Below are 25,158 nucleotides of genomic sequence, written 5' to 3'. Positions count from 1 at the left end.
AGTTCTTCTTTACTTAACGAAACCCACATTGTCTGGAATGTGGCTATGGGCGTTTGTTTCGCCCGAATCTACAGGAATTAAAATGAGCGAAAGCTTTGCAGAACTCTTTGAAGAAAGCCTGAAAACCCTCAATCTTCAGCCGGGTGCCATCATCACCGGTATCGTTGTCGACATCGACGGCGACTGGGTTACCGTTCACGCTGGCCTGAAGTCCGAGGGCGTCATCCCGCTCGAGCAGTTCATCAACGAAGCTGGCGAGCTGACCATCAAGGTCGGTGACGAAGTTCACGTTGCGCTGGACGCGGTCGAAGACGGCTTTGGCGAAACCAAGCTGTCCCGTGAAAAAGCCAAGCGCGCCGAGTGCTGGATTGTTCTGGAAGCTGCTTTCGCTGCCGAAGAAGTGGTCAAGGGCGTTATCAACGGTAAGGTTAAAGGCGGCTTCACTGTCGACGTTAACGGCATCCGTGCGTTCCTGCCGGGCTCCCTGGTTGATGTCCGCCCAGTGCGCGACACCACCCACCTCGAAGGCAAAGAGCTGGAATTCAAGGTCATCAAGCTGGACCAGAAGCGCAACAACGTTGTCGTTTCCCGTCGCAGCGTCCTGGAAGCCGAAAACAGCGCCGAGCGCGAAGCTCTGCTGGAATCGCTGCAGGAAGGCCAGCAGGTCAAAGGTATCGTCAAGAACCTCACCGACTACGGTGCGTTCGTTGACCTGGGCGGCGTCGATGGTCTGCTGCACATCACCGACATGGCCTGGAAGCGTATCAAGCACCCGTCGGAAATCGTCAACGTTGGTGACGAGATCGACGTCAAGGTCCTGAAGTACGATCGCGAGCGCAACCGCGTTTCGCTGGGTCTGAAGCAACTGGGCGAAGACCCATGGGTTGCTATCAAAGCCCGTTACCCAGAAAGCACCCGCGTCATGGCTCGCGTCACCAACCTGACCGACTATGGCTGCTTTGCTGAGCTGGAAGAAGGCGTTGAAGGCCTGGTGCACGTCTCCGAAATGGACTGGACCAACAAGAACATCCACCCGTCGAAAGTCGTTCAGGTTGGCGACGAAGTGGAAGTCATGGTTCTGGACATCGACGAAGAGCGTCGTCGTATCTCCCTGGGTATCAAGCAGTGCAAATCGAACCCATGGGAAGACTTCTCCGGCCAGTTCAACAAGGGTGACAAGATCACCGGTACCATCAAGTCGATCACCGACTTCGGTATCTTCATCGGTCTGGACGGCGGCATCGACGGTCTGGTTCACCTGTCCGACATCTCCTGGAACGAAGCTGGCGAAGAAGCCGTGCGTCGCTTCAAGAAGGGCGACGAGCTGGAAACCGTCATCCTGTCGGTTGATCCAGAGCGCGAGCGCATCTCCCTGGGCATCAAGCAGCTGGAAGACGATCCGTTCTCCAACTTCGTTGCTGTCAACGACAAGGGCGCTATCGTTAAAGGTATCGTCAAGGAAGTTGACGCCAAGGGCGCTATCGTGACCCTGGCCGACGACATCGAAGCTACTCTGAAGGCTTCCGAAATCAGCCGTGACCGCGTTGAAGACGCCCGTAACGTGCTGAAGGAAGGCGAAGAGATCGAAGCCAAGATCATCAGCGTCGACCGCAAGTCCCGCGTTATCAGCCTGTCCATCAAGTCGAAGGACGACGCTGAAGAGCGCGAAGCCATCCAGAGCCTGAAAAACGCTCCGGAAGCGGCTGCCGATACCACCATGGCTGCGCTGCTGCGCGAAGCAATGGCCAAGCAGAACTGAGTTCTGTTTGATCGGTAAAAAGGGCGACCCTCGGGTCGCCCTTTTTTGTACCTGCGATTTGCCTGGTTGGGCCAAAGAAGCTTGTTCCTACAGGGTTTGTGGCTATTTCTGCGGGTGTGCGTGATGCGTGGGCGGTAGGCTTTCCCGCTTGCCCGCAAAGTCGCGTCTCAGTGCGCTTGGGGTCGTGCGGAGTGAGGATTGCCCGTGCTGCGTCTTATCTTGATTTTTTTTGTTTAGTCAAGAACCACACTGTTCAAATCCGCCGGGGCGTGCTACAAACTGATTAAGCAATGATCTAGCTGCTTGATAACGAAGGGAAAAATATGACGAAGTCGGAGCTGATCGAACGAATTGTCACCCATCAGGGGCTGCTCTCGTCCAAGGACGTCGAGCTGGCCATCAAGACCATGCTTGAGCAGATGTCGCAGTGCCTGGCGACCGGGGATCGCATCGAGATCCGTGGCTTTGGCAGCTTTTCCCTGCACTACCGCGCACCGCGGGTAGGGCGCAATCCCAAGACCGGCCAGTCGGTCAGCCTCGAAGGCAAGTACGTGCCGCACTTCAAGCCCGGCAAGGAGCTGCGAGATCGGGTTAATGAAGAAGAGCATGAGCCTGGTTGAGTCATTCAAGGAGCGATTCGATGCGTAACCTCAAGCGCGCGCTGGCTGCGCTGTTCGTGCTATTGCTGGCAGCAGTGGTGCTTTTCTTCGTGCTGGAGAACCAACAGGCTGTTTCCCTGGTGATTTTTGGTTGGTCGGCACCGGCGATACCGGTGGCGGTCTTGGTGATCGCGGCTCTGCTGCTCGGTCTGGTGGTTGGTCCGCTATTGGGTGCCTATGGACTGATGCGCGGCAAGCGCAAGATTCGGGCAAATGCCCGCAAGGGTGCCGTGGTTGAGCATTAAGAAGCTTCCTGCCTGCATCGTGGTTGTTGGTGGATGACGGGTGCTTGATAGGGCGCTCCTTTCCCTGAATCAAAGCCTTGGTGTGATGACCTATCCATTTCTTTCGCATCGCATTAGTGTCCTTGGCGTCACCGGCTCTGTACCTGTAATCGACGATCAGCCTGCTGATTGATCGCGGGTTGGTGCAGAGGGCGGCTGCTAGGGCGACAGTCGCGGCAACTGGTTTTGATATCGCGGCATTCAGGCATTAGTCGTCATTGATGTTTATCTCGATCATGTTGATGTAATGCGCCTTCAGTGTGTGGGGCGCTGCCTGGTTCTGCTTGAGTGCGGTGTGCGCTGCTGTGATGGCGGCACGCTCATGTGCTCTCTGGAGCGTTGGGTGCTCCCGATAACCCGTTGCGGCTGTCGATCGATGCTGAGTGTTTAAATGATGTGGCGTACCCCCGATTTTGTTAAAATCCCCGGTTTGCGTAGCTGGAGCATCAAAGTGTCGGGTAATGATCGCCAGTGGGATGGCGCTCAGTAGCGGCGCGTGCGGCAAGGGGCGTCCTTGTGGGCTTGCCCTCGATGACCTGGCCTTGGGTGTGTTTGCGCCCATTAAAGATTCAAGACGAGCGGCCGACACTGCCTGCGCCTTGATGGGCTTCGGTGCTCGTCATCCTTTTGTAGCACGTAATTGTTGTGCCACATTGCGGTGATTGCTTGCAGTCCACTATCAGCACTGAATGTGCAAGGCCGCCGATCTCGGGCTGTAGAGGAAATCCATGAGGTTCTGGGTGCCTGAATATGAGCGTGTGGGTTTTTACGAGGTACGGCTGGTCGTGAGGCCGGGGGTGCCCTGGAGTCACGGCACGGAATGCAGTCCGCAGAATAAGCAGCTACTATGACGTTGGCGCACTATTTTCACAGATTGTTAAACATGGGCCTCCGCGGCATGACGCTGGTCGGGAAGTTTGTTTTGTTGTTTTTTCTGGCAAAGTATCTCGCACCGCAAGATGTTGGTCTGTATGGACTTTTGGTTGTTACTATTGCTTATGCCACTTATCCATTGGGACTGGATTTCTATGCTTATAGTTCCCGTGAAATAATAAGGATCGAGCCAAAAGGCCGGGGTCGAGTTTTTAAAAATCAACTGGCCTTGCATGGCTGGCTATACGTTATTGCTTTACCGTTGTTGCTCTTGATTTTTTATTTTGACTTCCTGTCATGGCAAATGGCTCCCTGGTTCTTTGTCCTGGTGGTGCTGGAGCATGCCTGTCAGGAAATGATGCGTCTACTTATTGCGCTTGAAAAGCAGTTGGTTGCCAGCATTACGCTGTTCGTTCGCCAGGGTTTGTGGGCTTGCGTGGTGATTGTGCTGATGGCGTTGGATCCGGAATATCGCCAGTTTAGCAATGTCCTGATGGCCTGGGTAGCGGGCGCGACTGCGGCAGTGATTATGTCTGCTTTTGCCTTGGTCAAGGCGTTGGGAGGGGGCGGCTTCCTGTCGGAAGCAGTGGACTGGCGTTGGATACGGCGGGGGTTGAGAGTTGCTATTCCCATGTTTATTGGCACCATTTCCCTAAACTTCGTTACCAGTGTTGATCGGTATTGGTTCGAGTCGTTGCAGGGGCGTGAAATGCTCGGCGGCTATGTATTCTTTATGTCGATCTCTGCCGCCATGATGTCGTTTCTAGAGGCTGGGGTTTTCTTCTTTATGTACCCGTCTATTGTTGCTGCGCACAGTGCCGGAAATGAGGATCTTTTCAGGAGTAACCTGCGGAAGATGTTGGTTCAGACCGTCGTGCTGGCTGTGGCGTTTGCGCTAGGCGTTTTGCTGTGCATTGATTGGATCTTGTTGTTGCTACAACGGGATGTGTACTCTGGAATGAAAAGTATTTTGTATGTCTTTTTGCTGGCCATGATCTTCCAGGCGCTGAGTTATATTCCACACTATGCACTTTATGCGCAGGGGCGAGATCGTGCCATTGTCGGGGCGCATGTGTTGAGTGTTCCGGTATTCATTCTGGCGGTGTGGTTGACAGCCCGCTGGGATGCGTTTTATGCGGTGCCGGTAGGGGGGGGAGTGGCTTATGTATTCATGCTGCTCTATAAATACTGTGCCTATCGGTACCCGGCCGCCAGGGGCGAAGTCCTGCGGTGACAAAAAATATTTAATATTTAATCGTGTGCTTGCTTTACTAAAGTTTGAGGAAAATCGGCAAATGATACCCTACGGGCGGCAAGAAATTACGCAAGCCGATATTGATGCGGTGGTGGCTGCGCTGCAATCGACGAACCTCACTCAGGGGCCGAGGATTGCGCAATTCGAAGATGCCGTGAAGGCCGTCTGCGGTGCCCGTTATGCGCTGGCGACCAATAGTGCGACCTCGGCGTTGCACATCGCATGCCTGGCATTGGGTTTGGGCGAAGGGGATTGGTTGTGGACGACCCCCAATACATTTGTCGCTTCTGCAAACTGCGCGTTGTACTGCGGGGCTCGAGTCGACTTCGTCGATATTGACCCGAAAAGCTACAATCTATGTCCTGTGCGTCTTGAGGAGAAGCTGAAGCGCGCCAAGGCTTCGGGCACACTGCCCAAGGTGGTGGTGCCGGTGCATTTCTCTGGACAGTCCTGCGACATGCATGCGATTCGCGCATTGAGTCATGAGTATGGTTTCAAGGTTATTGAAGATGCATCTCATGCGATTGGTGGTAAATACCAGGGGCAGTACATTGGTGGATGCGGCCTCAGCGATATCACAATATTCAGTTTTCATCCGGTAAAGATCATCACGACGGCAGAAGGTGGCATGGCTGTCACGAATGATCCGCAGTTGGCCGAAAAAATGGGGCTTTTGCGGAGCCATGGTATAACCCGTGAGCCGCATCTGATGACTCATGAGATGGACGGCCCTTGGTACTATCAGCAAGTTGAGCTTGGTTTCAACTATCGTATGACCGACCTGCAGGCTGCGCTGGGGGTCGCTCAAATTGAGCGTTTGGATGAATTTGTCAGTAAGCGCCATCAGCTGGCCCAACGGTACAACGAGAAGCTCCAGGATTTGCCGCTGACACTGCCTTATCAGTACCCCGATAATTACTCTGCGTATCACCTTTATGTCGTCAGGGTTCAACTGGATCGCATCAAGGCCAAACACGTCGATATTTTTACGTCGATGCGCGAAGCAGGGATAATGGTGAATCTGCATTATATCCCCGTTCATACACAGCCTTATTATAAAAAAATGGGCTTTCGGCAGGGGCAGTTCCCAGAAGCGGAGCGATACTATCAAGAGGCTATCAGTATCCCATTGTTCCCGGGGCTGACCGAGGCGCAGCAGGATGCTGTCATCGAAAAGCTACAAGAGTTGCTCGTGTGAACGTTGCGATCATTCCTGCGCGTGGAGGCAGCAAGCGCATTCCGCGAAAGAATATAAAGGTCTTTTGCGGAAAGCCAATGATTGCTTATTCCATCGAGGCAGCCCTGGCCAGTGGCTGTTTTGAAAAAGTGGTCGTTTCAACGGATGACAGCGAGATAGCAGCCCTTGCGCGTGAGTACGGTGCAAGCGTTCCGTTCCTGCGCCCGGGCGCGTTGTCGGACGATTATACTGGCACTGTCCCGGTCATTCGCCACGCTATTGAGCAGTTGAGTGCCGAAGGTAAGGTGCCGGCCTATGTCTGCTGTATTTACGCGACGGCGCCTTTTGTCAATGCGGCTGATATCAAGCGTGGGTTTGCGCTGATGGCTGACGCAGCAGTGGATTACGCCTTTTCGGTAGCCAGCTACCCGTTTCCCATCCAGCGTGCCGTGCGTGTAACGGCGCAGAACCGAATTGAAATGTTCCAGCCGGAGCATCTCGGTACACGCTCCCAGGATCTCGAGGAGGCGTTTCACGATGCCGGGCAATTCTATTGGGGGCGCACATCCGCCTGGCTTGAAGGACGACCCATCTTCGGGCCTTGTTCCGTGCCGGTAGTAATGCCGCGTCACCGTGTCCAGGATATCGATACGCTGGAAGACTGGATTCGGGCTGAGTGGTTGTTCAAAGCGATGCAGGCGGGGAATTGATGCGCAAGGTCGTTCTGCGTGCTGATGCCTCGCTGGAGATTGGCGTGGGTCATGTCATGCGCTGCCTGACCTTGGCAGACGCCCTGCGCCAGCGTGGTGTTGAGTGCCATTTCATCAGTCGTGAGCATCCAGGGCACCTTATTGAGCAGGTACGGGAGAGAGGGTATTGCGTCCACGTGCTGCCCTGTGAGCCAGCAGGGTCCGTCGAAGATGACGGGGTGGCTCACGGCGCTTGGCTGGGAAGCACTCAGCCTGATGACGTTCAGGCCTGTCGTGCCATCATGGCGGTGTTGCAGCCCGACTGGTTGATTGTCGATCACTATGCGCTCGACAGTCGTTGGGAACGCGAGTTGAAGCCTTACTGCAAAAAGCTCCTGGTTATCGATGATCTTGCAGATAGATCGCATGATTGCGACATGCTGCTGGATCAGACGCTGGGGCGTGATGAGGGACACTATCGGCCTTGGGTGCCTGCGCACTGTGTCGTACTGTGTGGTGTTCAATATGCGCTATTGCGCCCGGAATTCGCCGCTCTTCGTGCCGCCAGTCTTGAGCGACGGTCGACCCCGCGATTGCTTGAGCTGTTGGTCACCATGGGGGGGGTCGACAAAGACAATGCAACAGGACAGGTACTGGAAGCGTTACGGTACTGCGAATTGCCTGCTCCTTGTCGAATTACAGTGGTTCTGGGGCCGAGTGCTCCCTGGTTGTCGGAGGTCCGTAGCCTCGCCGAGGGCATGCCATGGAGTACTCGAGTGCTGGTGGGTGTCAGCAATATGGGGCAGTTGATGGCTGACAGCGATCTGGCGATCGGCGCAGCGGGTGCTACCTCCTGGGAGCGCTGCTGCTTGGGGTTGCCTACCCTGATGATGGTGCTGGCAGTTAATCAACGTCTGGTCGCCAATGTGCTTGAGGCTGTCGGGGCGGCTTGGGTCTTGGGGCCTAACGAGGGGAGTGTTGAGCAACTTCCCGAATACATGGCAAAGCTGGCCAATGATCTTGGAACTCTCGGCAGGATGGGTAGGGTGGCGGCGGGGTTGTTGGATGGGCGTGGCGCCGATGTTGTGGTCAAGTTGCTGGAGGAATCGAAATGATCAGGCAGACACTGCGTCCCATGGAGGGCGAGGATCTGGAGAGAGTCCTGATGTGGCGCAACCACCCTGAAGTGCGTCGCTACATGTATACCCAGCATGAGATCACCCCCGAGGAGCATGCTCGGTGGTTTGCGAAGGCGTCGCAGGACAGTGCGCGCCATCTTTTGGTATTTGAGTGTGATGACACGCCTCTGGGCTTTGTCAGCATCCATGAGTCCGGGTGCGGTGGGGTGGCCGACTGGGGGTTCTATGCTAGCGCCGACGCCCCACAGGGAACTGGCCGGCGGCTGGGACACGCCGCATTACGGTATGCATTTTGCGAGGCAAAGCTGCATAAGTTGTGTGGTCAAGTGCTCGACTTCAACGAGCGCTCCATTCGTTTTCATGAGCGCCTGGGCTTCAGTCGGGAAGGCGTGCTGCGTCAGCAGCATTTCGATGGCCAGCGTTACCATGACGTTATTTGTTTAGGTCTGCTGCTCGGTGAGTGGCAAGCCGTATAGTGTGAGATCACCCTATGTCTTTGTACCCTAGCATCACGATTGCCGGTCGCCGTATTGCACGCGATGAGCCTCCTTATATCATTGCTGAGTTGTCAGCCAACCATAATGGTCGGCTGCAGACTGCATTGAAGATTGTCGAAGAGGCAAAAAAAGCCGGTGCGGACGCTATCAAGCTGCAAACCTATACCGCTGACACTATTACGCTCAACTGTGATGACGAGGCGTTTCAGATTCAGGGCGGCCTGTGGGGTGGCAAGACGCTCTATCAGCTCTACCAGGAGGCGCATATGCCATGGGCTTGGCATCAGCCCTTGTTCGAGCATGCGCGCCGGCTTGGTATTACCATTTTCAGTTCTCCTTTCGACCCCTCGGCGGTTGATCTGCTGGAGGATTTGAATGCGCCGGCCTACAAAATCGCCTCGTTTGAAGCGGTCGATCTGCCCTTGATCAGATATGTGGCGAGCACCGGTAAGCCGATGATCATTTCCACGGGTATGGCGGATGCCGAGGAAATACAGGAGGCGATCGATGCCGCTCGTGAAGGTGGCTGCAAGGAGTTGGCGATCCTGCATTGTGTCAGCGGCTACCCCGCACCGGCGGAGGATTATAATCTTCATACTTTGCCTGACATGATGCGACGCTTCGGGTGCGTCACCGGGCTTTCGGACCATACGCTGGATAACACGACGGCAACGGCCAGTGTGGTGTTAGGGGCCTCCATCATCGAGAAGCACTTCACCCTGGATCGCAACGGAGGTGGGCCGGACGATAGCTTCTCGCTCGAACCTGCCGAGCTTGCGGCGCTGTGCCGTGACAGCAAGACGGCCTGGAAGGCGCTGGGGCAGGTCGATTACGGCCGTAAGTCGAGTGAGCAGGGGAATGTGAAGTTTCGTCGTTCACTCTATTTTGTGAAGAAGATGAAGGCGGGTGAGCGGCTGACGGCGGATGCGGTGAGAAGTGTCAGGCCGGGCTTTGGGCTGGCCCCCAAGTTTATGGACGACATTATTGGGCGAGAACTTCGGCTGGCGGTAGAGCCTAACACGCCAGTGACGCTGGCTCATTTTAGATAGCATTTGGTTGCGGTTGATGAATAAATTCAAAATAAAAGAGCTTCTGGATAACTGTGTTTTCCGAGTGTACAACGCCTTGGTGACAGTGATTTTTTTGTGCGGTTTTAAGACGAAAAAACTGCTTGAGAAGAATCGTGCCTATGAGAACAAGCATCAGGGGGAGCGCTGTTTTATTCTGGGTACCGGACCCTCCCTGAGTGAGCTTAGCGGTGGGCAGATCGAAAAGTTGAAGCGGGAACGCACCTTCGGCTTGAACTCTCTTTACAAGGCCGACATCGGCAAGGCTGTGCGGCCTGACTACTATGCGCTGGTCGATAATAACTACTGGGAGGTTCATCAGCATACCTATGCTGAGGTAGCGCAGGCGTATGGTGCGCAGGCGCCGGTATTTATTACCGATCCACGGGCAAAGCCCGTGGTTGACAGTGTTGATCGAGAGCTGGATGCGATTTACGTGTACGCCAAGAAGTACCCGGTTAGCGAGGTGAGCCTGGAGCTTCATAGGGGCATACATGGTTTGATGAATGTCGTAAGTGTCTGCATTGTCTCTGCCATGTATATGGGGTTCAAGGAGATCTATCTGCTGGGCTGCGACTATAATGCGTTCTGTAGTTTTGGTCGTGGTCACTGTTATGACGATGATGATGAGCTGGCGGCGGTCACGTATAACTTGGCCTTCTATCTCAAATACTATCATTTGACTACCGAGTTTCACTATTTGATTGCGAAACTTGCAAAAAAACACGGTGTGAAGATTGTCAATTTGACCGATGTGAGCTTGCTGGATGCGTATCCGCGTCGTCCGGTGTCCACAGTGCTGTGAGGTGGGGGTGCGTGTGAAGTTTTTCAGGTACAGCCTTGCCTACCTGGTTTCAAAGGTGCTCAAGAAGTTGCGGCTGGCCGCGGTGATTGATTCGCAGGTGCATGCAACTTCCAAGGTGGAGTCGGGTACCAGCTTTGTCTCCTCGCGAATGGGGCGATATAGCTTTTGTGGCTACGACTGCGATATTGCTCATTGCGATATTGGTAGCTTCACCTCCATTGCCAGCGACGTCGTGATAGGCGGTGCGAGGCACCCGATGGAGTGGGCTAGCATGTCTCCGGTTTTCTACAAGGGGCGTGATAGCGTTACCCGTAAGTTCGCCGAGCATCCGTTACCCCCGCCAGGAGCGGTTGTGATCGGACACGATGTGTGGATCGGCCGCTGCGCGATCATTCTGCCGGGAGTGACGGTGGGTAATGGTGCAGTCGTAGGGGCGGGAGCAGTTGTGACCCGCGATATTCCTTCCTATGCCATTGCGGTAGGTAGTCCCGCGAAAGTAATCCGCTACAGGTTCGATCCAGAGGTGATCGCACGGCTGGAACGTGCCAGGTGGTGGGACTTCTCGGATGAAAGGCTCTCGGAGCTGGGGGGGGACGTTACCGAAGTAGAGGCTTTCCTGCGGCGCGTTGAGGGAAAGGCAAAGGAAAGTAACTCCTCCTGTTAGTGGGCGCGGCGGCAAAGGGCGAAGTTCGTGCAAGAGGTAGGTCGATTACAATATTCCAACAGTTTTTCCTGGGGTGAGCTGCTATTTGTTTCGTATTTTCGGGGCTGTCATTTGCGCGCAGGTCGCACTGCCTGAGCTTTTTGCCGGTATGGTCTGGTGCTGACCTGTCTCGAGCAGGCCGCATCTTCTTTCTCGGCCAGCGCATGTGCTGGGCGTTCCTGCACGCCTGCTTTTGCACGTTTCATGCGTTTTTCGCCTATGCCTTTTGCTGTACCATGCTCGTTTGGCCGAGCTGTTCGTGGGGGTTCCCGCTGCGCCGAGTACTTACGAGATCCCGTCCTACTTCATGTTTCCCATATAGAGCATTGGGTGGTGGTCGATCCCGTCATCGCTGTTGATGAGGCGAAAGGCTGCAGTGGCAGGGATCGACAGGGCGGCACTGGCGCTTTAGGCGATCATGCTTCACTGACGGACTCGCGTTGAGTGGGTGGCTGGTGCTGCTGTTGTCCATGGCGGCAGCCGAGAGGTTTCGATGTCACAAAATAGCGGTGAGCAGGGGCGGATTTTGCAAAATAAGGGTAGTGTATGATTTGCTCTAAGTGCATTATGGATACATCGGATCCTAATATCACTTTCGATGAGGCTGGTGTCTGTGAATATTGCAATAATTTTGAACGCAATATTAAACCCAGCTGGGATACCGGGGCGGTCGGCCAAGAGCGTCTGTCGCAACTAGCGCATACCATAAAGGCAGCTGGCCAGGGCAAGGACTTTGACTGCATTATCGGCCTCAGTGGCGGGCTGGACAGTTCTTATGCCGCTTACATCGCCAAGGAAAAGATGGGCTTGCGTCCATTGCTGTTCCATGTTGATGCTGGCTGGAACACAGATCAGGCTGTGGGCAATATCGAAAAGCTGGTAGACGGCTTGGGGCTTGATCTTTATACAGAAGTGATCAACTGGGATGAGGTGCGCCGGCTGCAGACTGCCTTCCTGCGCGCAGGCATTCCAGATCAGGATCTGGTACAGGACGCGGCATTCTTTTCCGGTCTTTATAAGTTCGCACGCCAGCATGGCATCAAGCATATTATTACTGGCTCCAATTTCTCGACGGAGTGCTGTCGTGAGCCCGAAGAGTGGGGCGGTTACCTGGGTATCGATAAGCGTCTGTTCGGCGATATCTGGAAGCAGCATGGTGAGGGTCAACTCAAGACGTTCCCCCTGACCGACATATTGATCTACAAGGTCTGGTACCAGAAGATCCTGGGAATGAAGGTTCATCATCCGCTGAACCTTGTGCCTTATGTGAAGCAGGAAGCGGAAGAGGAGCTCGGCCGTCTGTATGGCTGGCGTTCGTTCAAGCACAAGCATCACGAGTCGCGCTTTACCCGGTTTTATGAAGACTATTGGTTGCCGCGCCGGTTCGGGTTCGAAAAACGTCGCGCGCATTTTTCCAGCCTGATCATGACTGGGCAGATGACGCGTGAGGCCGCTCTCGAGCGCATCGCCAGCCCGGAAATGGACGAGCATTTTCTCGAGCAGGAATTTGAGTACGTCGCGCACAAATTGGGCCTGACGGTGGACGAGTTGCGTGTGTTGTTCGAGAGCCCGAAAAAAACCTATCGCGACTACAAAAACAAGCGCTGGATCATTGATTCCGGCGCCAGCTTGTTACGTGCGCTGGGCTTGGAAAAGAGGTTCTTCCGGTGATTCGTATCGTCGATTACGGCGTGGGCAACATCCAGGCCTTCCTCACTCTTTTCAAGCGTCTGGGCGTGGATGCCCAGCGAGCGAATCATGCAGAGGCTCTAGCCGACGCCACGCGTCTGATTCTTCCCGGCGTGGGGCATTTCGATCATGCCATGCAGCGTCTCAACGATTCCGGGATGCGCGAACGGCTTGAAGAGCTTGTGCTGGAGGCGAAGATCCCGGTGGTAGGCGTCTGCGTGGGCATGCAGATGCTGGCTACCGGTTCGGAGGAGGGAAAGTTGCCTGGACTGAACTGGATTCCGGGGCATGTGCGTGCCTTCGCCAATCATCCCCAGGCGAAAAATTTACCCATGCCGCATATGGGCTGGAACACACTCAAGGTGCGCGAGGGTAGTACGCTGTTCGCGCAAGCAGCTGAGGAAGCGCCGCAGTTCTATTTTCTGCACTCCTATTATTTCGACGCGCAGCAGAAGGAAGATGTGGCGGCCACAGCGCACTACGGCTTTGACTTTGATGCCGTGGTATCAAGAGGGCATATCCATGGTGTGCAATGCCATCCGGAGAAAAGCCATCATTGGGGCGCGCAGCTTTTGAAAAATTTTGCGGAGTGCTGATTGATGCTACGGCCACGAATCATCCCTTGCCTGCTCATCCACCAGGGGGGGCTGGTCAAGACTCAGTTGTTCAAGGACCCCAAGTATGTGGGGGACCCGATCAACGCCGTCAAGATTTTCAATGAAAAAGAAGCTGACGAGCTCATGGTGCTGGATATCGACGCCACGGTCAAAGGCGTTGAGCCCAACTTCGACCTGATTGCCAAGTTGGCTGCCGAGTGTCGGATGCCCCTGTGTTATGGCGGCGGAGTCACGACAGCGGCGCAAGCGGCTCGTATTATCGAACTGGGCGTGGAGAAGGTTGCGGTCAGTGCCGCGGCAATTGCCCAGCCAGCCTTGATAACCGATATGGCCAGGGCTGTGGGTAGCCAATCGGTGGTCGCGGTGGTGGATGTACGCAAGAAGACGGGGTTGTTCTCCAAGGGCTACCAGGTATGCACTCATAACGCGCAAAGAGTGCACAAGCTCGACCCCGTGGAGTTCTCGAGACAATTGCAGGACGCCGGCGCGGGTGAGATCGTGATCAACGCGGTCGATCGTGATGGCACAATGCAGGGCTACGACATCGAATTGGCTGCGGCGGTCAAGGCTGCTGTCAGGGTACCGGTGACCGCGCTCGGAGGCGCGGGGACCCAAGAACATCTCGAGCACCTGATCAAGCGATTGGGTGTGGTGGGCGCTGCGGCAGGAAGCTTGTTCGTATTCAAGGGTAAATACCGGGCTGTGCTGATCAACTACCCGACTCCGGCTCAAAAAACGCAGCTTTGCTACAGCGCGTTGCAGAATTAAGAAAGGATGTATAGATGTTCACTGACAAGGTGCTTTTGATTACCGGTGGCACGGGGTCGTTTGGTAATGCCGTGCTTCGCCGTTTTATCGATTCTGGTTTTTCCGAGATCCGCATTTTCAGCCGGGACGAGAAGAAACAGGATGACATGCGCAAGCGTTATTCCAATACCAAGTTAAAATTCTATATCGGTGACGTTCGCGATTATCAAAGCGTGCTTAATGCCACTCGCGGTGTCGATTATATCTTTCACGCCGCGGCCCTCAAGCAAGTGCCGTCGTGCGAATTCCATCCCATGGAAGCGGTCAAGACCAACGTCATCGGCACTGAGAACGTGCTGGAGGCGGCGATCCAGAACCAAGTGAAGCGTGTGGTGTGCTTGAGCACCGACAAAGCGGTCTATCCCATTAACGCCATGGGTATTTCCAAGGCGATGATGGAAAAGGTGATGGTCGCAAAGTCGCGTAACGTCGATGACAGCAAGACGGTTATTTGTGGGACGCGCTACGGAAACGTCATGGCATCCCGTGGCTCGGTTATCCCGTTGTTCATCGAGCAGATCCGGGCAGGCAAGCCGCTGACCTTGACCGACCCCAACATGACCCGATTCATGATGACCCTGAGCGATGCCGTGGACTTGGTGCTTTACGCCTTCGAGCATGGCAACAACGGCGATCTGTTCGTGCAGAAGGCGCCAGCCGCGACCGTGGAAACGCTGGCTCGCGCACTTACCGATCTGCTGGGGGCGCCAGAACATCCCATCGAGGTGATTGGCACTCGCCATGGCGAGAAACTCTACGAAGCGCTGCTTAGCCGTGAAGAAATGGCATGTGCCGAGGATATGGGCGAGTACTTCCGGGTGCCGCCGGACCTGCGCGACCTGAACTATGCAAAGTTCGTGGAGCAGGGCGAAACCAAGATTTCCCGCACGGAAGACTACAACTCGCACAATACCGAGCGCCTGGATGTGGCTGGCATGCAGCGGTTGCTGTTGAAACTGGACTTCATGCGTGCCATTCAACGCGGTGAACACGCCACGCCCGAGGAATGAACATGAAGGTTCTGATTACCGGTGCCAATGGCTTCATCGGCCGGAATCTTGTCGTGCACCTTGCTGAGCGACAGGATGTCGAGGTGCTGTCCTTTACCCGGGACGATGCCCTGGAAAGCTTGCCGAGCCTTGTGTCACAGGTGGAATGTATCTTCCATCTGGCCGGTGTCAACCGCCCTCAGGATCCTCAGGAGTTTCGCCACGGCAACACCGACCTGACCGCCGCCCTGTGCGCGGCGGTCAAGTCCTGCGGGCGGAAGATAGCGGTTGTCTATGCCTCGTCCAGCCAAGCTGAGCAGGAGAACCTCTACGGCGCCAGCAAGTTGGCTGCAGAGCGGCTGCTCCTGGCGTTGAGAGACACGCAGGGCTCGCCGGTGCATATCTTCCGTTTGCCCAATGTGTTCGGGAAATGGGCACGTCCCAACTACAACTCGGTTGTGGCGACGTTCTGTCATAACATTGGTCGGGATCTGCCAATCCAGATCAATGATCCCGCCGCTTGCATGAAGCTCGTCTATATCGACGATCTGGTTCGTCAGTTCCTTGCGATCATGGGTGGGGAGGTGCATGACGCGCCTTATGTGAATGCGTTGCCACAGTACGAGATGACTGTCGGGGCATTGGCCGAGCAACTCCAGGCTTTTCGCGATAGCCGCGAGACGCTGGTGACCGAGGCGGTAGGTAGCGGCTTGGTGAGGGCGTTGCACTCCACCTACCTGAGCTATCTGCCGCCGGAACGCTTTGCCTACGAGGTGCCGGCCTACAGCGATCCTCGGGGCATGTTCGTGGAAATGCTCAAGACCCGCGACTCGGGGCAGGTTTCATTTTTCACGGCGCACCCGGGTGTGACCCGGGGCGGCCATTACCACCATTCAAAGACGGAAAAGTTTCTGGTCATCAAAGGGCGGGCGAGTTTCTGTTTCCGACATATTGTGACTGGAGAGTTTTACGAGCTCATCACACAGGGTGATCAGCCGCAAATCGTTGAAACCGTGCCGGGGTGGACGCACAACATTACCAATATCGGTGATGACGAGATGATCGTGGTACTTTGGGCCAACGAGATATTTGACCGCGAGCATCCGGATACCTACGCCCGTCCGGTGGGTAAACAAGCCTGAGCGGCGACAGGAATTTGCAATGAAAAAGCTGAAAGTAATGAGCGTGGTGGGGACTCGCCCGGAAATCATTCGCCTATCGCGCGTGTTGGCGAAGCTGGATGAGTACTGTGACCATGTGCTGGTCCACACCGGCCAGAATTATGACTACGAGCTGAACGAGATCTTTTTTCAGGATCTGGGCATGCGTAAACCGGATCACTTCCTCAACGCGGCTGGCTCATCGGGGGCTGAGACCATCGGCAATGTGATCATTGCCGTGGATCGCGTGTTATCCGAGGTCGATCCCGAGGCGCTGCTGGTACTGGGCGATACCAACAGTTGCATGGCGGTGATCCCAGCCAAGCGTCGGAAGATCCCGACGTTTCACATGGAGGCCGGCAACCGGTGTTTCGACATGCGGGTACCGGAGGAAATCAATCGCCGCATCGTCGACCACACCGCCGACATCAACCTGACTTACAGTACGATTGCGCGCGACTACCTGTTGCGCGAAGGCCTGTCGCCGGATCGGGTGATCAAGACCGGTAGTCCGATGTACGAGGTGCTTAACCACTATCGCGAGGGGATCGCCACCTCCGATGTGCTCGCTCGTCTGGGGCTCGAGCAGGGTCGGTTCTTCGTGGTCAGTGCGCACCGAGAGGAGAACATCGACTCTGACAAAAACTTCCTTAAGCTGGTGGATGTACTCAACACGGTTGCCGAGACATTCGACCTGCCTGTCATTGTTTCGACCCATCCGCGGACACAGAAGCGCGTCGACAGCATGGGCGTGGTATTTCATGGCAACGTGCGGCTGCTCAAACCGCTGGGTTTCAAGGACTACAACAAGCTGCAGATGGAGGCCAGGGCGGTACTGTCTGACAGTGGCACCATCAGCGAGGAAGCCTCGATTCTCAACTTCCCCGCGTTGAACATTCGAGAGGCTCACGAGCGTCCCGAGGGAATGGAAGAGGCGGTCGCCATGATGGTAGGCCTCGAAATCGATCGCGTGTTGCAGGGGCTTGCGATCCTCGCCGATCAGGACCGGGGTGAAAACCGCAGTCTGCGTCTGGTCGAGGACTACAGCATGCCGAATGTGGCGGACAAGGTCGTGCGTATCCTCCACAGCTATACCGACTACGTGAATCGCGTCGTCTGGAAGCGGTACTGAGTCAGATCGAGCGAACATGTCAGAGACTTCTTTGAGGGTACTGGTGGTTTCCCAGTACTTCTGGCCGGAAAACATGCGGATCAATGACCTGGTCCGTGACCTGGCGGCCAAAGGACATCAGGTCACGGTTCTGACCGGACTCCCGAACTACCCGGAGGGTGAGGTGTTCGAGCGTTTCCGGCGAGAACCTCAGGCGTTTGCGCAATATGAGGGTGCCGAAATTGTTCGCGTACCCCTAGTTCCACGCGGAAAGCGCAGTTTCAACCTGGCGTTGAACTATCTGTCATTCGTGCTCAGCGCGACCATGCTGGGCGCATTCAAGCTGCGCAAGCAGCGTTTCGATGCTGTATTCGTGTATGCCGTCTCGCCCATCCTGGCGGCTATCCCGGCCCTGGTGATCGGTCGCCTGAAGCGCGCGCCGGTATTTGTCTGGGTTCTGGATCTGTGGCCCGAGACCCTGCGAGCGGTCGGTGTGGTCAAGCACCCTCGCCTGCTGGGACTGGTCGGCAAGGTGGTCTCGTGGATCTACAACCGCACCGACTACCTGCTACTGCAGTCCCATGGCTTTTTCGAAAATGTACGTCGTTATTGCAGTCGTCCGATCACCGAAGATCGTCTGGTCTATTTCCCTAGCTGGGCAGAGGATGACTTTTCTCTCGCGTCCCTTTCCGGACCTGCACTGATCCAGCGCACCCCTGGTTTGTTCACCGTGGTATTCGCCGGCAATCTAGGCGAGGCTCAGGACTTCCCCGCAGTGCTTGATGCCGCTGAGGCCCTGCGTGGCAAGGTGGCGGTACGCTGGGTGATCGTTGGTGATGGGCGTATGAGTGAGTGGATAAGCGCGCAGGTCGCCTTGCGCAAACTCGATAATGTGCATCTGCTCGGGCGTCATCCCCTCGCAGCCATGCCGGGGCTTTTCGCCCAGGCTGACGCTTTGCTGGTGTCGCTCAAAACCAATGATGTGTTCGAAAAGACCATCCCCGGCAAGGTGCAGGCCTACCTGGCGTCGGGGCGGCCCTTGCTTGGCATGATCAATGGCGAGGCTGCTCGGGTGATCGAGGAGTCGGGCGCAGGTTTTGCGTGCAACTCCGGCGATGCCGACGGCCTGGCTGCAATTACCTGCTCTCTGGCCCAGGTCAGTGAGACTGAGCGGGAAGCCATGGGGCGAGCGGGGCGAGCGTACTACGAACAGCGCTACGCCAAGGAAAAACTGATGTCGCGCCTGGAATCCCTGTTGCGTGGTGCTTCGTTGCGAAGGACGAGTTGCTGATGAGCTCCACAGTGTTGTTGACCGGTGCCAGCGGTTTTGTCGGCAAGGCTTTCTTGGCCGAACTCGCTGCGCGTGGCCATGCTTTGCACGCCGCTTTCCGTGGCGCGGCCCCGGTCGGGCTCGCGGCGACGGCATTCACGATCAGCGGGATTGATGGTGAGACTGACTGGCAGGCCGCCCTTGCCGGTGTCGAGGTGGTGATCCACTCGGCCGCCCGCGTGCATGTGATGAACGATACCGAGGCCGACCCCCTGGCCGCTTTTCGCAAGGTCAATGTCCAGGGCACCCTCAATCTTGCCCGCCAAGCCGCGGCGGCGGGCGTTCGGCGTTTTATCTTCATCAGTTCGATCAAGGTCAATGGTGAAGGGACTTTGCCGGGGCGCCCCTACCGCGCGGACGACGAGCCGGCGCCAGTCGACCCCTACGGCGTGTCGAAAATGGAGGCGGAGCGGGGGTTGCGCGAGCTGGCCAATGACACAGGCATGGAGGTGGTGATTATTCGCCCTGTGCTGGTCTACGGCCCAGGTGTCAAGGCTAACTTCCTGGCAATGATGCGCTGGTTGGACAGGGGCGTACCCCTGCCATTCGGGGCCATTCATAACTGTCGCAGCCTGGTCGCCCTGGACAACCTCGTCGACCTGGTACGTATCTGCACGACTCATCCGGGCGCCGCCAATCAGACCTTCCTGGTCAGCGATGGCGAAGACCTGTCCACCACCAGCCTGCTGCAGCGTATGGCAAAGGCCCTTGGCAAACCGGCAAGGTTGTTGCCTGTGCCGGCCACGTTGCTGGCGTTCGGCGCTACCGTGCTAGGTCGGCGTGCGCTCTCGCAGCGTTTGTGCGGGTCGCTGCAGGTCGATATCGAAAAAACGCGCTCACTGCTTGGCTGGACGCCTCCCGTGAGTGTGGACCGGGCGCTGGCGAAAGCCGCCCGCCATTATCAGGGACACATGAACAAATGACTCAATGGTGGCTGGCACCGCTGGTGCTGCTGATTTCCGTGCTCATGACCGCTGGTTTGCGTCGTTATGCACTGGCCAGAAGTATTATCGACATACCCAATGCCCGCAGCTCTCATGTGGTGCCAACGCCTCGTGGTGGAGGTGTGGCAATCGTGGTTTCTTTCCTGCTGGCACTGGTGCTGCTCGGTGTTGCAGGTGTGCTGGATCCGCACACGGTGTTCGCTGTCGCCGGTGCGGGAGGTCTGATCGCTATCATCGGCTTCATGGATGATCACGGCCATATCGCCGCTCGTTGGCGACTGCTGGGGCACTTCATCGCTGCAGCCTGGGGGCTGTTCTGGCTTGGTGGCTTGCCGCCGCTGACGGTGTTCGGTGTCGAGATCGATCTCGGCTGGGTGGGCGCGGTGCTTGCTGCGGTTTACCTGGTCTGGCTGCTCAATCTCTACAATTTCATGGATGGGATCGATGGCATCGCAAGCGTCGAGGCCACCTGCGTCTGCCTGGGCGCTTGTGTCTTGTACTGGATGAGTGGCTTCGAGCAATTGATGGCCCTGCCCGTGATTCTGATCATGGCGGTGGGCGGCTTTCTATATTGGAATTTCCCGCCCGCCAAGATATTCATGGGTGATGCCGGCAGCGGGTTCCTCGGCATTGCCCTTGGCCTGCTGTCCTTGCAGGCAGCCTGGGCGTCGTCACAGCTGTTCTGGTGCTGGTTGATTCTGCTCGGTGTGTTCGTGGTCGATGCCACGTTCACGCTGATTCGTCGGTTGTTTCGCGGCGACAAGGTCTACGAAGCACACCGCAGCCACGCCTATCAGTTCGCATCGCGGCGTGTCGGTGGCCATTTACCTGTGACCGTGGCGGTTGCGTTGCTCACGCTGTGCTGGTTGTTGCCGGTGGCGGCCTGCGTCATGCTGTTCGGCATGGATGGATTTGTCGGGTTGCTCATCGCCTATGTACCGCTGGTAGCGCTGGCGGTGGCCTACAACGCGGGCGGTGTCGAGTAACGTCGGTGGTCGGCACGCAGGTGTGTGCGTTCACGATCAAGAAAGATTTGCTCAGATAGGGACAGTAACGGTGTACGAAAGGGGTTGGGAAAGAATGCGGGCATTTCTGCTAGGGCTGCCGCGGGCCAGGAAGCGAATGATTCAGGTACTGGCCGATGTGCTGCTGGTATGGATGGCCATGTGGCTGGCCTTCGTCGTGCGTCTGGGCTTCGCAGAGTCCCTCGAGCTGGCCCAGGATCATCTTTGGCTATTCGCCTGCGCGCCACTGGTCTCGATTCCATTGTTCATCCGCTTCGGCATGTACCGGGCGGTGATGCGTTACTTCGGCAATGATGCGCTCGTGGTTATCGCCAAGGCGGTGACCTTGTCGGCGTTGATCCTCGGTCTTATCGTTTATTGGTCCGCCAATCATCAGTACCTCGTGCCGCGTTCGGTCATCTTCAACTACTGGTGGTTGAGCCTGGTGTTGATCGGCGGGCTGCGACTGGCGATGCGTCAGTATTTCCTCGGCGACTGGTTTGCCGCTGCGCAGCATATACCGTTCAGCAATCTTGACGATGGTCTGCTCAAGGTTGCCATCTACGGCGCAGGATCGGCGGGTAACCAGTTGGTGGCGGCATTGCGCATGGGCAAGGTAATGCGTCCGGTAGCCTTCATCGATGATGACGACAGCATTGCCGGGCGGGTGATTGCCGGATTGCATGTCTATAAGCCGAGGCAGATCCAGCGCATGATCGAGGAAACCGGCGCCGAGGAGTTGTTGCTGGCCGTGCCATCGATCAGTCGCACGCGTCGGCGGGAGATTCTCGGGCTGCTCGAGGGTTACCCGCTGCATGTGCGCAGCGTGCCGGGCTTCATGGACTTGGCCAGCGGCCGAGTCAAGGTCGATGACCTGCAGGAAGTGGATATTGCGGACCTGCTGGGGCGCGATGCCGTGCCGGCCCAGGCTGATCTTCTCGAGCACTGCGTGAAGGGCAAGACGGTGATGGTGACCGGCGCAGGCGGCTCGATTGGCTCGGAGTTGTGCCGGCAGATCCTCGCGCTCAAGCCTAGCACCTTGCTGTTGCTCGACCACGGTGAATTCAACCTGTACAGCATCCTCTCGGAGCTGGAGGCTTGTGCTCAGCGCACATCGTCGCCAACCCGTATCCTGCCGATCCTTGGCTCCGTGCGTAATCCCGTGCAGCTGTTGGATGTCATGTCCACCTGGCGTGTGGATACTGTCTATCACGCGGCTGCGTACAAACATGTGCCGTTGGTCGAGCACAACATCGCCGAAGGCGTGCTGAACAATGTCATGGGCACCCTGAATTCGGCCCAGGCTGCTGTGCAGGCGGGTGTGTCCAACTTCGTGCTGATATCCACCGACAAGGCCGTGCGCCCGACAAATGTCATGGGTAGCACCAAGCGCCTGGCGGAAATGGTTCTGCAGGCGCTGAGCCGTGAGCAGGCGCCGGTGCTGTTCAACGATGTGGCCAATGTCGCACGGGTGAACAAGACTCGCTTCACCATGGTGCGCTTCGGAAACGTGCTGGGCTCCTCCGGGTCGGTGATTCCGCGGTTCCATCAGCAGATCAAGGCGGGCGGGCCATTGACGGTGACTCATCCGAAGATCACCCGTTATTTCATGACCATTCCCGAGGCAGCGCAGTTGGTTATCCAGGCCGGCTCCATGGGGCAGGGGGGCGACGTCTTCGTGCTCGACATGGGTGAGCCTGTGCGGATTGTCGAGCTGGCGGAGAAGATGATTCACCTGTCGGGCCTGAGTGTGCGTTCGGACAGCAATCCCCATGGCGACATCTCCATCGAGTTCAGCGGGTTGCGGCCAGGGGAGAAGCTCTTTGAAGAGCTGCTGATCGGTGACAACGTGGTGTCTACTCGGCATCCGATGATCATGAGCGCACAGGAGGATTACCTGGGCTGGGAGCGTTTGAAGGAGCGGCTGGGCGTGCTGCTCAAGGCCATTGCGGCGGATGACTTCGCCCAGGTGCGGCAACTGCTGAGGGAGATGGTGAGTGGCTATGCGCCGGATGGGGAGATCGTTGACTGGATTTATCAGCAGCGGCGGCAAGAGCCGTGATTGGAGCTGATCTCAAGTCACGCCTGCGTAAAACTCTTGTTGCAAGCGACTCGGATTGAACTCTGTTATTCTGTGCTGTCAGGGATAGACTTGGCATCGCAAGATGGCAATTAGACATCCTTTAGCGCTGCATTGATTACGTCTCCCGCTGCGTGCGCGGCGGGTCAAACAGAAGTAGCCAGATCCTACATGTGATGCACATGAGGTGGCCGTTAAGGATTCAAATATGGAATTGATCCCGGTAATTCTCTCCGGTGGCGTGGGCAGCCGCTTGTGGCCAGTATCACGCGAGGCGCATCCCAAGCCGTTCATGGCATTGCCTGATGGGCAGAATCTCATACAGAAGACTTTTTTGCGTGCGGCAAAACTGCAGGGCGTAGCCGAGATACTGACAGTTACCAACCGAGAACTGCTTTTCAAGACCGAAGATGAGTACAGGACGATCAATATTGATGGCCACGCACAGGGCTACATTCTCGAGCCATTCGGGCGTAATACCGCCGCAGCGGTGGCGGCCGCGGCTCTGCAGTTAGCACAGACGCACGGTCCAGAAGCGCATATGCTAGTGCTTGCAGCTGACCATCTTATCCAAGATGAAGCAGCCTTCAGCATTGCCGTGAGCCACGCTGTCGAGCTGGCCCAACAAGGCTGGCTGGTGACGTTTGGCATCAAACCCCAATATCCGGAAACCGGTTTTGGTTATATTGAGGCCGCTAAAAGAGGTAGCCTCGATGTTGGTTTGAAAGTTGAAAGGTTTGTTGAAAAACCTGATTTGAAAACCGCTGAAGCTTATGTCGCTGCCGGTAATTACTTCTGGAATGCAGGTATGTTCTGCTTCCGCATCGGGACTGTTCTCGAAGAGTTGCAGGAGCATGCGCCAGATGTCTTGAGTGCCGTTAAGAGCACGCTGGAGAACTCTCGAGCGTCTTCGTCGTCTGGTTATAGCTGTCTGGCTCTTGATGCCGAGTCATTTGCCAGTGTTCCGGACATTTCCATCGATTACGCGTTGATGGAGCGGTCCCGCAAGGTTGCCACCATACCCTGCGACATCGGCTGGAGTGATATTGGATCCTGGAATGCTGTCAGTGAATTGACGGCGGCTGATGACTTGGGCAATCGTTTTGAGGGTGAAGTGCTGGCCTATGGCTCCTCCAACAACTATGTCAACAGTGAGGATCGACTCACGGCACTGGTTGGGGTGCAGGACCTGCTGGTGGTGGACACGCCGGACGCGATGCTGATCGCCCACAAGGATCATGCCCAGGACGTCAAGCATATCGTCAAACAGCTCAAATCTAATGGGCATGCAGCGCATTTGCTTCACCAGACCGTGCACCGGCCGTGGGGCACGTATACTACCTTGGAGAATGGCGAGCGCTTCAAGATCAAGCGTATTGTCGTGAAACCCAAGGCGTCGCTATCGCTGCAAATGCACCATCATCGTAGCGAGCATTGGATCGTGGTTAGTGGTACTGCGCTGGTCATCAATGATCAGCAGGAGCTGATGCTGCACACCAACGAATCCACGTTTATTCGCGCTGGGCACAAGCATCGGTTGCAGAACCCTGGAGTCATCGAACTTGTACTGATTGAAGTGCAAAGCGGTGATTATCTGGGTGAAGACGATATTGTTCGTTTTGAAGATAACTACGGACGCGTTGATAATTAAGGAAGTTCTACTGGGGTTGGGCTAGCCCCTTCCCCACGTGCCCGATATCTTTGGTGGGGGTCTCTCCTGCGTTGTACTATTGAGGTGGGAGAGTTTTTGCTTACGCTTGATCTCATTGTTATAGTTTTGATGTGATGAGCATTGTGGAAAAATAAGAACAGGCCGCTCTCGGAGTTAGAGCTTTGGAAGGCTAGGGGAATAGCATGATGGAAAGTAGCGTCGCGATGTAGGTTGCGAAGCCTAGAATTGTTTTTCTTGATGCACTACGAGCGGTAGCGGTACTTTTGGTGTTGTGGGGGGCATGTTTTTCTAGTTGGGATTAATGACTTCCCGACTGTGGGGGTTGGGTCCCTGATGTAAAGGGATTCGCCTTCGGACCGACAACGCCTCAGGATAATATCCATTCCACTATTGCATTATGGGGGGCGATCAACCTGGATCTAGGTGGGGGTGGAATGGGGGGTTCGCTTTTCTTCTTGATTAGTGGCTTTGTCATCTTGAGGACTGTAGACAAAACCCGGCCGGTGCCGTTCATGATTCAGCGGTTTTTTAGAATTATTCCGTAAGCGCTCCATGAACCCCACATTCAAAGCGCTTACCTGATCCCCGATGCTGTGCTCCCGATTTCTTTCTGGAGCCTGCCTACCATGATGCGCCCCGACGCCAAAGTCGAAAAAGTCTATCTCTACCCAAAGCCCGTCGACTTTCGAAAATCCATCGATGGCCTCGCAGCCTTGGTTGAACTGGATATCAAGGTGGCCGTGTTCGATCCGGTTCTTTTCGTGTTCCTCAACAAACCGCGCAATCGCGTGAAGATCCTCTATTGGGAGCGCAACGGTTTCTGTCTCTGGCTCAAGCGCCTGGAATCC

Annotated in this window: 23 protein-coding genes; all 23 read left to right on the top strand. The window is 56.1% G+C overall.

Features of this window, described 5'->3' with window-relative positions:
- Positions 1-82: 82 nt before the first annotated feature.
- Positions 83-1,759 carry a 30S ribosomal protein S1 gene (gene rpsA / locus AC25ND_RS21950; protein WP_028690822.1) on the top strand — a complete coding sequence of 559 codons (1,677 nt, stop codon included), beginning with the start codon at positions 83-85 and terminating at the stop codon, positions 1,757-1,759.
- 323 nt (positions 1,760-2,082) lie between these two features.
- Positions 2,083-2,379 (top strand): integration host factor subunit beta, encoded by a 297-nt coding sequence (ihfB, locus tag AC25ND_RS21945; protein WP_062573197.1) that lies wholly within the window; start codon positions 2,083-2,085, stop codon positions 2,377-2,379.
- Positions 2,380-2,399: 20 nt separating this feature from the next.
- A complete protein-coding gene (locus AC25ND_RS21940; protein WP_096048442.1) occupies positions 2,400-2,663 on the top strand; it encodes a lipopolysaccharide assembly protein LapA domain-containing protein in 264 nt (87 codons plus the stop codon).
- An 886-nt stretch (positions 2,664-3,549) separates the two neighbouring features.
- Positions 3,550-4,809 (top strand): lipopolysaccharide biosynthesis protein, encoded by a 1,260-nt coding sequence (locus AC25ND_RS21935; protein WP_186596674.1) that lies wholly within the window; start codon positions 3,550-3,552, stop codon positions 4,807-4,809.
- Between the two features lie 61 nt (positions 4,810-4,870).
- Positions 4,871-6,028 (top strand): UDP-4-amino-4,6-dideoxy-N-acetyl-beta-L-altrosamine transaminase, encoded by a 1,158-nt coding sequence (gene pseC, locus AC25ND_RS21930; RefSeq protein WP_186596672.1) that lies wholly within the window; start codon positions 4,871-4,873, stop codon positions 6,026-6,028.
- A complete protein-coding gene (pseF, locus tag AC25ND_RS21925) occupies positions 6,025-6,717 on the top strand; it encodes a pseudaminic acid cytidylyltransferase (RefSeq protein WP_186596670.1) in 693 nt (230 codons plus the stop codon). The genes pseC and pseF overlap by 4 nt, the downstream gene beginning before the upstream one ends.
- Complete coding sequence (pseG, locus tag AC25ND_RS21920; protein ID WP_186596668.1) at positions 6,717-7,811, top strand: UDP-2,4-diacetamido-2,4,6-trideoxy-beta-L-altropyranose hydrolase; 1,095 nt, start codon at positions 6,717-6,719, stop codon at positions 7,809-7,811. The genes pseF and pseG overlap by 1 nt, the downstream gene beginning before the upstream one ends.
- Positions 7,808-8,311 carry a UDP-4-amino-4,6-dideoxy-N-acetyl-beta-L-altrosamine N-acetyltransferase gene (gene pseH, locus AC25ND_RS21915; RefSeq protein ID WP_096048437.1) on the top strand — a complete coding sequence of 168 codons (504 nt, stop codon included), beginning with the start codon at positions 7,808-7,810 and terminating at the stop codon, positions 8,309-8,311. The genes pseG and pseH overlap by 4 nt, the downstream gene beginning before the upstream one ends.
- Before the next feature lie 14 nt (positions 8,312-8,325).
- Positions 8,326-9,381 (top strand): pseudaminic acid synthase, encoded by a 1,056-nt coding sequence (gene pseI / locus AC25ND_RS21910; RefSeq protein WP_186596666.1) that lies wholly within the window; start codon positions 8,326-8,328, stop codon positions 9,379-9,381.
- A gap of 16 nt (positions 9,382-9,397) precedes the next feature.
- Positions 9,398-10,204, top strand: coding sequence for a 6-hydroxymethylpterin diphosphokinase MptE-like protein (locus AC25ND_RS21905; RefSeq protein WP_186596664.1), 807 nt, complete (start codon positions 9,398-9,400; stop codon positions 10,202-10,204).
- A gap of 13 nt (positions 10,205-10,217) precedes the next feature.
- A complete protein-coding gene (locus AC25ND_RS21900; RefSeq protein WP_238348138.1) occupies positions 10,218-10,868 on the top strand; it encodes a CatB-related O-acetyltransferase in 651 nt (216 codons plus the stop codon).
- A gap of 585 nt (positions 10,869-11,453) precedes the next feature.
- Complete coding sequence (locus tag AC25ND_RS21895; protein WP_096048433.1) at positions 11,454-12,578, top strand: N-acetyl sugar amidotransferase; 1,125 nt, start codon at positions 11,454-11,456, stop codon at positions 12,576-12,578.
- Positions 12,575-13,192 carry an imidazole glycerol phosphate synthase subunit HisH gene (hisH, locus tag AC25ND_RS21890; protein ID WP_280092596.1) on the top strand — a complete coding sequence of 206 codons (618 nt, stop codon included), beginning with the start codon at positions 12,575-12,577 and terminating at the stop codon, positions 13,190-13,192. Before AC25ND_RS21895 ends, hisH begins: the two co-directional genes overlap by 4 nt.
- A gap of 3 nt (positions 13,193-13,195) precedes the next feature.
- Positions 13,196-13,981, top strand: a complete 786-nt coding sequence (locus tag AC25ND_RS21885) for an AglZ/HisF2 family acetamidino modification protein (protein WP_186596658.1) — start codon at positions 13,196-13,198, stop codon at positions 13,979-13,981.
- Positions 13,982-13,995: 14 nt separating this feature from the next.
- Positions 13,996-15,030, top strand: a complete 1,035-nt coding sequence (locus tag AC25ND_RS21880; protein WP_096048430.1) for a polysaccharide biosynthesis protein — start codon at positions 13,996-13,998, stop codon at positions 15,028-15,030.
- 2 nt (positions 15,031-15,032) lie between these two features.
- Positions 15,033-16,151, top strand: coding sequence for a UDP-2-acetamido-2,6-beta-L-arabino-hexul-4-ose reductase (gene wbjC / locus AC25ND_RS21875; RefSeq protein ID WP_096048429.1), 1,119 nt, complete (start codon positions 15,033-15,035; stop codon positions 16,149-16,151).
- 19 nt (positions 16,152-16,170) lie between these two features.
- Positions 16,171-17,301: a non-hydrolyzing UDP-N-acetylglucosamine 2-epimerase gene (gene wecB, locus AC25ND_RS21870; protein ID WP_186596656.1), complete on the top strand. Its 1,131-nt coding sequence runs from the start codon at positions 16,171-16,173 to the stop codon at positions 17,299-17,301.
- Positions 17,302-17,317: 16 nt separating this feature from the next.
- Positions 17,318-18,571, top strand: coding sequence for a glycosyltransferase family 4 protein (locus tag AC25ND_RS21865; protein ID WP_280092599.1), 1,254 nt, complete (start codon positions 17,318-17,320; stop codon positions 18,569-18,571).
- Positions 18,571-19,533 (top strand): UDP-glucose 4-epimerase family protein, encoded by a 963-nt coding sequence (locus AC25ND_RS21860; RefSeq protein ID WP_186596652.1) that lies wholly within the window; start codon positions 18,571-18,573, stop codon positions 19,531-19,533. Before AC25ND_RS21865 ends, AC25ND_RS21860 begins: the two co-directional genes overlap by 1 nt.
- A complete protein-coding gene (locus AC25ND_RS21855; RefSeq protein ID WP_186596650.1) occupies positions 19,530-20,540 on the top strand; it encodes an MraY family glycosyltransferase in 1,011 nt (336 codons plus the stop codon). The genes AC25ND_RS21860 and AC25ND_RS21855 overlap by 4 nt, the downstream gene beginning before the upstream one ends.
- A 94-nt stretch (positions 20,541-20,634) precedes the next feature.
- Positions 20,635-22,620, top strand: coding sequence for a polysaccharide biosynthesis protein (locus AC25ND_RS21850; protein ID WP_186596648.1), 1,986 nt, complete (start codon positions 20,635-20,637; stop codon positions 22,618-22,620).
- A 226-nt stretch (positions 22,621-22,846) separates the two neighbouring features.
- On the top strand, positions 22,847-24,289 hold the full coding sequence (locus AC25ND_RS21845; protein ID WP_186596646.1) for a mannose-1-phosphate guanylyltransferase/mannose-6-phosphate isomerase: 1,443 nt from the start codon (positions 22,847-22,849) through the stop codon (positions 24,287-24,289).
- A 647-nt stretch (positions 24,290-24,936) separates the two neighbouring features.
- Positions 24,937-25,158: IS66 family insertion sequence element accessory protein TnpB (gene tnpB / locus AC25ND_RS21840; protein ID WP_240054492.1), on the top strand; the 222-nt coding region annotated here is incomplete at its 3' end.

The organism is Pseudomonas sp. P110(2024), from assembly GCF_057480795.1.
Note: the sequence above shows the minus strand (reverse complement) of the source record. Positions and strands in the feature narration are given on the sequence as shown.